The 8,208-nt window shown below is 67.8% G+C and carries 9 protein-coding genes and 1 pseudogene; 4 read left to right on the top strand and 6 right to left on the bottom strand.

Annotated features, from left to right (window positions below; genetic code table 11):
* Positions 1–181 precede the first annotated feature (181 nt).
* Entirely contained in the window at positions 182–898 is a 717-nt protein-coding gene (locus WAN02_RS34140) for a 2OG-Fe(II) oxygenase (RefSeq protein WP_422269769.1), read from the top strand.
* Positions 899–1,057: 159 nt separating this feature from the next.
* Here WAN02_RS34140 and WAN02_RS34135 read toward each other — a convergent pair whose 3' ends face one another.
* Genes WAN02_RS34135 through cobC form a run of 5 tightly spaced genes read right to left on the bottom strand, consistent with a single transcriptional unit; the run spans position 1,058 to position 6,011 of the window.
* Complete coding sequence (locus WAN02_RS34135) at positions 1,058–1,948, bottom strand: DMT family transporter (RefSeq protein WP_422269768.1); 891 nt, start codon at positions 1,946–1,948, stop codon at positions 1,058–1,060.
* Between the two features lie 55 nt (positions 1,949–2,003).
* Positions 2,004–3,092: a bifunctional RNase H/acid phosphatase gene (locus tag WAN02_RS34130; protein WP_422269767.1), complete on the bottom strand. Its 1,089-nt coding sequence runs from the start codon at positions 3,090–3,092 to the stop codon at positions 2,004–2,006.
* Positions 3,089–3,823: a zinc ribbon domain-containing protein gene (locus WAN02_RS34125; RefSeq protein ID WP_422269766.1), complete on the bottom strand. Its 735-nt coding sequence runs from the start codon at positions 3,821–3,823 to the stop codon at positions 3,089–3,091. Before WAN02_RS34125 ends, WAN02_RS34130 begins: the two co-directional genes overlap by 4 nt.
* Positions 3,820–4,959 carry a YqfO family protein gene (locus WAN02_RS34120; RefSeq protein WP_422269765.1) on the bottom strand — a complete coding sequence of 380 codons (1,140 nt, stop codon included), beginning with the start codon at positions 4,957–4,959 and terminating at the stop codon, positions 3,820–3,822. The genes WAN02_RS34125 and WAN02_RS34120 overlap by 4 nt, the downstream gene beginning before the upstream one ends.
* Positions 4,956–6,011 carry an Rv2231c family pyridoxal phosphate-dependent protein CobC gene (cobC, locus tag WAN02_RS34115; protein WP_422269764.1) on the bottom strand — a complete coding sequence of 352 codons (1,056 nt, stop codon included), beginning with the start codon at positions 6,009–6,011 and terminating at the stop codon, positions 4,956–4,958. Before cobC ends, WAN02_RS34120 begins: the two co-directional genes overlap by 4 nt.
* An 84-nt stretch (positions 6,012–6,095) precedes the next feature.
* Here cobC and WAN02_RS34110 point away from each other — a divergent pair, with 84 nt between their 5' ends.
* The 3 genes from WAN02_RS34110 to WAN02_RS34100 are packed head-to-tail and all read left to right on the top strand — an operon-like array spanning position 6,096 to position 8,075.
* Complete coding sequence (locus WAN02_RS34110) at positions 6,096–6,764, top strand: HAD-IA family hydrolase (RefSeq protein ID WP_422269763.1); 669 nt, start codon at positions 6,096–6,098, stop codon at positions 6,762–6,764.
* Positions 6,757–7,251 (top strand): low molecular weight protein-tyrosine-phosphatase, encoded by a 495-nt coding sequence (locus WAN02_RS34105; RefSeq protein WP_422269762.1) that lies wholly within the window; start codon positions 6,757–6,759, stop codon positions 7,249–7,251. The genes WAN02_RS34110 and WAN02_RS34105 overlap by 8 nt, the downstream gene beginning before the upstream one ends.
* Complete coding sequence (locus tag WAN02_RS34100; RefSeq protein ID WP_422269761.1) at positions 7,251–8,075, top strand: SURF1 family protein; 825 nt, start codon at positions 7,251–7,253, stop codon at positions 8,073–8,075. The genes WAN02_RS34105 and WAN02_RS34100 overlap by 1 nt, the downstream gene beginning before the upstream one ends.
* Here WAN02_RS34100 and WAN02_RS34095 read toward each other — a convergent pair.
* Positions 8,047–8,208, bottom strand: a pseudogene (locus WAN02_RS34095) (cobalamin biosynthesis protein); the annotation flags it as partial. The gene WAN02_RS34100 and the pseudogene WAN02_RS34095 overlap by 29 nt on opposite strands.

The following is an 8,208-nucleotide window of genomic DNA, read 5'->3' as shown; positions in this document are numbered from 1 at the left end:
AGCGCACTTGACCCGCTCCAACTCAGCGATACGCTCGATAAGCGCAAATTCGTCGCAAGCCGGATCGACCTTCGCCAGCAACTCGAACATACATTCGATACTAGATGAGGCGGCCGACAACATTCATCTCACGCCGCAGGCACTCCTATCGTCTACAAGACAACGAGAGGAAAACGCGCCGATGCCGACGAGCGACTGGACAAAACGCGTCGACGCCGGTGACTGGCGGGCGATCGCCGCCGACGTCAACGACTTCGGCGGTGCGCTGTTGCCGCGCCTGCTGACCACGACCGAGACCCGGCGGCTGCGCAAGCTCTACGCCGACGACGACCTGTTCCGCGCCACCATCGACATGAAGCCTCGTCGCTACGGCTCCGGGCAGTATCGCTATCTGCACTCCCCCTACCCGGTGCCGATCGAGCAGCTCAAGCAGGCGCTGTATCCGCGGCTGTTGCCGATCGCCCGCGATTGGTGGGCCAAGCTGGGCCGCGAGGCGCCCTGGCCGGACAGCCTCGACGAGTGGCTGGACATCTGCCATGCCGCCGGTCAGACCCGGTCGACCGCCCTGATACTGAAGTACGGGACCGACGATTGGAATGCGTTACATCGAGATCTGTACGGGGACTTGGTTTTCCCGCTTCAGGTGGTGATCAACCTGAGCGACTCCGCCACCGAATACACCGGCGGGGAATTCATGCTCGTCGAGCAACGGGCCCGGGCACAGTCCCGTGGTACCGCAACCCAATTGCCGCAGGGCCACGGCTATTTGTTCACCACCCGCGACCGGCCGGTGCAATCGGCTCGCGGCTGGTCGGCCGCCGCTGTGCGCCACGGCCTGTCCGTGGTGCGATCCGGTGAGCGTTACGCGCTCGGACTGATCTTTCACGACGCTGCCTGACCGACTCATTGCAGCAGCCCGGTGATTCCGCCGAAACGGTCGTCGGCCCCGATGCGTGCCCAGACTTGGAGAACTTCGGCTCGGGACTCTACCGACGGAATACCCTTTAGCCGCGCAACTTCCGGACGAGTGGACGTGTCGGCTGCAGCGCCGTCGCGATCAGGCGGATGCCGCGGGCGTGACGGGTGTCGGCGCGTCGGTGACCGGTGTTGCGGCAGAAGCCGAATCACGTCCCAACGCGATCGTCGCCGCGGTCATCGCGCCGACGGCCAGCGCCAGGATCACACCCCCGGCACCGCGGACCACCAGATGCTCACCGAGCACGACGACACCCAGCAGCACCGCCACCACCGGCTCGCCGACCAGCATGATCGGCACCGACGCCTGCAACGCGCCCGCGTGAAATGCGGACTGTTGCAACACAGTAACCGTGACCGCCAGTGCCACCAGGAGATACGGGGCCGGCACCGTCAACAATCCATGCCAGCCGTGCGCGGCAAGATGGCGCGTGCTGACTTTGGTCAACACCGCGATCATCCCGAGCAACACCGCGACGGCGGTGGCCAACAGCATGGCCCGGGTTCGTCCGGCCGTCCGGCGGGCCGCCAGGACGCAGACGATCACCACTGGCACCGAGGCGCCCAGCGCCACACTCCACGCCGGCACCGGTGGACGATAGTGGCCCTCGCGCGGCTGGCCCACCAGAACAAATACGGTGAGCGACGCGGTCAGCAGTAACGCCCAACCCCAATCACGCGCCCGCACATGCTGATTGGAGAACCGCGCACCCAGCGGCAGCACAAACAGCAACGACGACACCAGGAGGGGTTGCACCAGCAACAGCGACCCGTGCGCCAACGCAAGCGCCTGAAACACATATCCACCGACTGCGGCCAGCGTTCCCGCCCACCACGACGGCTGACGGACCCATGACGTCACAATTGCGCCCGTGTCCTCCGGGTTGTCTACCGCCCCCTGGATGGCACGCTGTCGGACGACGATGCCCACCGCGGCCCAAAACGCCGCGAGCAGTGCGGATCCGATCGCCAAAGCGTGCGACGCTAACCACTCCACGTTTGGCTCACTACCCGGATGCTCGCGATCTCTAACCCAGATACCCGGTCTGATTCACCAATCGCACCGACGATGCGCCGTCGGGGTAGAACTCGGCGATGCTCAACGACGCCAGGTCGAGGTGCAGCCGGTAGAGAATCCCTGGCCCGGCATCAAGCGCCTCTCGCAGCAGCATTTTGATCGGCGTCACGTGCGACACCACCAGCACCGTGCGGCCGCCGTGCTCGGCGACCACCCGGTCCCGCGCCCGGGAGACCCGCTGATTCACGGCGTCGAAGCTTTCTCCACCCGGCGGCTCGGTGCTGGTGTCGCGCAACCAGCGTCGATGCAGTTCGGGATCGTGTTCGGCGGCCTCGGTGAACGTGAGTCCCTCCCACGCGCCGAAATCGGTTTCGATCAGGTCGTCGTCGACGGTGACGTCCAGCCCTAACCTTTTGGCGGCCGCCGTCGCGGTGTCGTGGCAGCGCTGCAACGGTGAACTGATCACCGCCGCGATGCCGCCACGCGCCCCCAGGTAACGGGCGGCGGCGTCGGCCTGTTGCCGGCCGAGCGTGGTCAGTGGTGGGTTGCCGCGTCCGGAGTAGCGCCGCTGCACCGACAGCTCGGTCTGGCCGTGGCGCAGCAACAGCAACCGGGTGGCGGTGCCGCGCGCGCCGGTCCATCCCGGCGGTGCGGGGTTCTCACCGACCGCGGCCGGCGACGGTGCGTCGGTGAGTTCGGCAGCGGCGTCCATTGCCTCGTTGGCCAACCGGTCGGCGTGCGAGTTTTCCGCTCGCGGAATCCAGGTGAAGCTGACCCGCTCAAACCGCTGCGCCAACGCGCGAGCCTGCGCATAAAGCTCGGCAAGGTCGGGATGCTTGACCTTCCATCGCCCCGACATCTGCTCGATGACGAGTTTGGAATCCATCGACACCGCGACCTCGGCGGCGTGCAGCTTCGCGGCCTCTTCCAAACCCGCGATCAGGCCGCGATATTCGGCGACGTTGTTGGTGGCCCGGCCGATGGACTGCTTACTCTCGGCCAGCACGATCGAGCGGTCCGCAGACCAGACCACCGAACCGTAGCCGGCCGGTCCGGGGTTGCCGCGGGACCCGCCGTCGGCCTCGACGAGGACTTTCACTGGCTTGCACCCTTGAGCCGCAACAAGATTGCCCCGCATTCGGGACAGCGCAGCACTTCGTCGTCGGCCGCCGCGGAGATCCGGGCCAGCTCGCCGCGGTCGATCTCGATCCGGCACGCCCCGCATCGGCGGCCTTGCAGCAGACCCGCCCCGGGCCCGCCGCCGGCTCGCTGTCGTTCGTACAGCGTCACCAGATCCGGAGCCAGCTCAGCTGTGAGTTCGTCGCGCCTCGAGGAGTGAACACGCCGATGGTGGTCGATGTCGGCCAGCGTTGCGTCCAGGGCTTGTCGAGCGGCGGCCAGATCGTTCTGCAGTGCGTCGACGGTCGACTGCTCCGCGGCCTGCTGTGTCTGCAGCTGCTCGCGGCGTTCCATCACCTCCAGCAGCGAATCCTCCAGGCTGGATTGGCGACGCTCCAGGGTGCCCAATTCGTGCTGCAAATCTGACAATTGCTTGGCATCTGCCACTGACTGCAGCAGCGACCGATCCCGGTCCTCGCGCTGTCGGACCGCGTCGATCTCCGACTCGAAGCGCGACACCTGGGTCTCCAAGTCCTCCAGCGCGATCTGCAGGGCTCCCATCCGATCATTGGCGGCGACCTGCTCGGTTTGTATCCGCTCACAGTCGGCGCGCTCGGGCAGGTGGCCGGCGCGGTGGTTCATCTTCGCCAGCTCGGCGTCTAATTCGGCCACTTCGAGTAGTGAGCGCTGCTGTGCGACTTCGGCTTTCATGCGTACTCTCCCCCGCCGTCGTTGTCGACGTTCCATGGATCGGTGCGGATGGGACACACATCCACCGACAGTGCGGTGCCAAAAGCCGACCGCAGCACGTCGGCAGCCTGCGCACACCACGGAAATTCACTTGCCCAATGCGCGACGTCGACCAGCGCCACCTCCGAAGCGCGGCGGTGCTCGTCGGCCGGGTGGTGACGTAGATCGGCCGTCACGTAGGCCTGAACCTCGGCGCCCGCCACCGCACCCAGCAGCGAGTCCCCCGCACCACCGCACACCGCAACCCGCGAAACCAGCCGGTCCGGGTCACCGGCGGCGCGCACTCCCCATGACGTGTGCGGCAGCCCCGCCCGCACGCGGGAGACGAACGCGTTCAACGGCTCTGGCTGTGGTAGCGAGCCGATCCGGCCCAGCCCGACGTCGCCCGGCGTCGGCGCCAGCGCGATGATGTCGAACGCCGGCTCCTCATACGGGTGCGCTTCGCGCATCGCTGCGAGCACCCGACCCCGCACCCGCGCGGGCGCGACAACCTCGACCCGGTCCTCGACCACGTGTTCCACAGCGCCGACGCTGCCGATGGCCGGCGCAGCGCCGTCCTCCGGCAGGAATTGGCCGGTGCCGGTGATGCTCCAACTGCACTGCGAATAGTCGCCGATCTGGCCCGCGCCGGCCGCGAAGATCGCCGCTCGCAGCGCATCCGCGTTCTCGGGCGGGACGAAAATCACCCACTTGTCCAGGTTCAGCGAGGCCGGCGCGGGCTCCAGAACCGCCTCGACGGTCAACCCCAGCGCGTGCGCCAGCGCGTCGGACACACCGGGTGACGCCGAGTCGGCGTTGGTGTGCGCGGTGAACAGCGAACGCCCGGTGCGGATCATCCGGTGCACCAACGCGCCCTTGGCGGTGGCGGCGGACACCGTGTCCACCCCACGCAACAGCAGCGGATGGTGGGCCAGCAGCAAGCCGCCGTCGGGCACCGCGTCGACCACCGCGGCGGTGGCGTCGACCGCGATCGTCACCGAGCTCAGCGTGTCGTCGGGGTCGCCGCAGACCAGACCGACGGAATCCCACGACTGAGCAAGCCCGGGCGGGTACGCCTCGTCCAGCGCGTCGATCACCACACGCAATCGAACCGTCATCGCAGCACCCCGCTGTTGGCGATGTCGGCGATCGCCTCGACGAGCAGCGGCCACTCCGGTCGTACCGCGGCACGCAGGTAGCGACCGTCCAGACCGACGAACGTGTCGCATCGTCGCACCGCAATTCCTCTGGCGTGCAGATGCTTCCGGGTCAACTCGGCGTCGCCGACGGTGAACAGAACGAACGGCGCGCGGCCGTCGACCGGCTCGACGCCCACCGAGCGCAGGCCGGAGACCATCTCGGCGTGCATCGCCGCCAACCGCCGCGCACCCGCCGCAGCTTCGGCAACCGCCTCTGGCGCACAGCACGCTGCGGCGGCGGTCAACTGCAGCGTGCCCATCGGCCAGTGTGGGCGGGTAGCGGTCAGCCGCGCCAGCACCTCCGGAGCACCCAGCGCGTAGCCCACCCGCAGGCCGGCCAACGACCAGGTCTTGGTGAGGCTGCGCAGCACCAGGATGTCGGGCAGCGACCGGTCGGCCAACGATTCCGGCTCGCCGGGGACAGCGTCGGCGAACGCCTCGTCCACCACGACGATGCGGCCGGGCCGGCGCAACGACAGGATGTGTTCGCGCGTGTGCACCACGCCGGTCGGGTTGGTCGGATTGCCGACCACGACCAGGTCGGCCTCCTCGGGTACCTGCACGCCGGTCAGACCGAACGGCGGATCGAGCACGGCGTGATGCACCGGGACCCCGGCGGCTCGCAGCGCCACGTCCGGTTCGGTGAACGACGGCGCGAACGTCGCGGCCAGCGTCGGACGCAGATTGGGCAGCAGTGCGAATCCTTCGGCGGCTCCGGCCAACAGCGCAACCTCGTCGTCGGCCCGGCCATGCCGGCCGGCGACCGCCCGGATGGCCGCGCGCTCATCGTCGGTGCTTGGGTATCGCGCCAAGTCGGGCAGCCGCGCGGCCAGTCGCTCCAGCAGCCAGGCCGGTGGCTGCGGGTGCCGGATGTTGACGGCGAAATCGAGCATGCCGGGTTCGGCCGCTTGATCGCCGTGATAGCGCGCCGCCGCGAGCGAGATCGATGCGCTCGAATCCAGACTCGCCACATCTCAGACAGTAACGACCGCGCGTCGACGTCCGGTATCGGGACACGATCACCGGCAGCCCGGGCCATCCTGGACAATAGGTACGTGACAGGCACGGTCTCGACAGCTCAGCCACAGCTGGTGATCTTCGACCTCGACGGCACGCTCACCGACTCCGCGGACGGAATCGTGTCCAGCTTCCGGCACGCACTCGGCGAGATCGGTGCCGCTGTACCCGAGGGCGACCTTGCCAGTGAGATCGTGGGACCGCCGATGCACCACACCTTTGAGGCGATGGGGCTGGGCGAGCACGCCGAGGCGGCGATCGCCGCCTACCGTGCCGACTACACCACCCGCGGTTGGGCGATCAACAGCCTTTTCGACGGGATCGGGCCATTGCTCGCCGATCTGCGGGCCGCCGGCGTCCGACTGGCGGTGGCCACCTCCAAGGCGGAGCCGACCGCGCAACGCATATTGGCCCATTTCGGCCTCAACGAGTACTTCGAAGTCGTCGCCGGAGCCAGCGTCGACGGCACGCGCGCAGCCAAGGCTGAGGTGCTCGCGCATGCGTTGGCGCAACTGCAGCCGCTACCCGAACGCGTACTCATGGTCGGCGACCGCCGCCACGACGTCGAAGGCGCGGCCGCCCACGGCATCGACGCGGTCGTCGTGGGCTGGGGTTACGGTCAGGGCGACTTCGCCGACACCAGCGCGAGTAGCGGCGCCGTGCACGTCGCGACGATCGCCGAGCTGCGGAGGGCGTTGGGTGTCTGATTCCAAGCTGCACATCACCTTCGTGTGCACCGGCAACATCTGCCGGTCGCCGATGGCGGAGAAGATGTTCGCGCACCAGATCACCGAGCGCGGCCTGGACGACTCGGTGCGGGTAACCAGCGCGGGAACCGCCGACTGGCACATCGGCAAGTCTGCTGACGAGCGCGCCAACCGCGTGTTGCGTGGGCACGGCTATCCCACCGACCATATCGCCGCTCAGGTCGACATCGACCATCTCAACGCCGATCTGGTGATTGCGCTGGCCCGCAACCACGTACCGCTTCTACAGCAGCTGGGCGTCGATGCCGATCGGATCCGGATGCTGCGATCGTTCGACCCCCGTTCTGGCGCTTTCGTTCTCGACGTCGACGACCCCTACTACGGCAACCACGACGACTTCGAAGCGGCGTTCGCCGCGATCGAGGCTTCGCTGCCTGGACTGCACACGTGGGTCGACGAGCAGCTCGCGCGGGACGGAAGCAGCTGATGCGCCGCCTGGCCTTCCTGCTGCGGCCGGGCTGGATTGCGCTGGCCGTGGTGGTGATCGCATTCACCTATTTGTGCTTCAGCGTGCTCGCCCCGTGGCAGCTGGGCAAGAACACCAAAGCGTCGCGGGAGAACGACCAGATCCAACGGTCCCTGACGACCGCCCCGGTAGCTTTGAAAACGCTTTTGCCGCATCAGGATTCATCGGCACCCGATGGACAATGGCGCAGAGTGACGGCGACCGGGCACTACCTGCCGGACAAGCAACTGGTGGTCCGGTTGCGGGTAGCCGAGGGCGACGCGGCGATGGAGGTGTTGCTACCGTTCGTCGTCGACGGCGGCCCGACCGTCCTGGTCGACCGCGGCTACGTGCGGCCACTACCGGGTTCGCGGGTGCCGCCGGTCGCGCCGCCGCCCGGTGGGACGGTGACCGTCACGGCACGCCTGCGCGACTCCGAGGGTCCGGTGCTGGACAAGGAGTCTTTCGTCAGCGATGGTGTGCGACAGGTGTATTCGATCAACACGAGTCAGATCGCCACGCTGACCGGAGTTCCGTTGGCCGGGTCGTACCTGCAATTGGTCAGCGATCAGCCCGCTGGACTGGGCGTGATCGCCCTGCCTCACCTGGACGCGGGTCCGTTCTTGTCGTACGGCATCCAGTGGATCACCTTCGGAGTCGTCGCGCCGATCCTGCTGGGCTACTTCGTCTATGCCGAAGTGCGGGCACGCCGCGCCGACAAGGCTCAAGCGTCACCGGCGAAGACTGCCCAAAAGCCAACGACCGTCGAGGACAAGCTCACCGACCGCTACGGACGGCGGCGCTGAGCCCGACGAGCGCCAGCGCCGCAGCCGCCTGCACTGCACGCGAAAGCCGCACGGCGCGGCGTAAATCCGTAACGGTTGGCGGTAGACCCGCGCCGAGGGCCGGCCGGATCTGCAACTCGTAGTGGTACTGGGT

This window comes from Mycobacterium sp. (genome assembly GCF_049281135.1).
Classification (GTDB): Bacteria; Actinomycetota; Actinomycetes; order Mycobacteriales; family Mycobacteriaceae; genus Mycobacterium.
This window is presented reverse-complemented; position numbering and strand designations above follow the sequence as displayed.

Excerpts from the sequence above, each read along its gene's own strand:
- WAN02_RS34140 (WP_422269769.1), top strand. The coding sequence starts at position 182 with ATGCCGACGAGCGACTGGACAAAACGCGTCGACGCCGGTGACTGGCGG.
- WAN02_RS34125 (WP_422269766.1), bottom strand. The coding sequence starts at position 3,823 with ATGAAAGCCGAAGTCGCACAGCAGCGCTCACTACTCGAAGTGGCCGAA.
- WAN02_RS34120 (WP_422269765.1), bottom strand. The coding sequence starts at position 4,959 with ATGACGGTTCGATTGCGTGTGGTGATCGACGCGCTGGACGAGGCGTAC.
- WAN02_RS34100 (WP_422269761.1), top strand. The coding sequence starts at position 7,251 with ATGCGCCGCCTGGCCTTCCTGCTGCGGCCGGGCTGGATTGCGCTGGCC.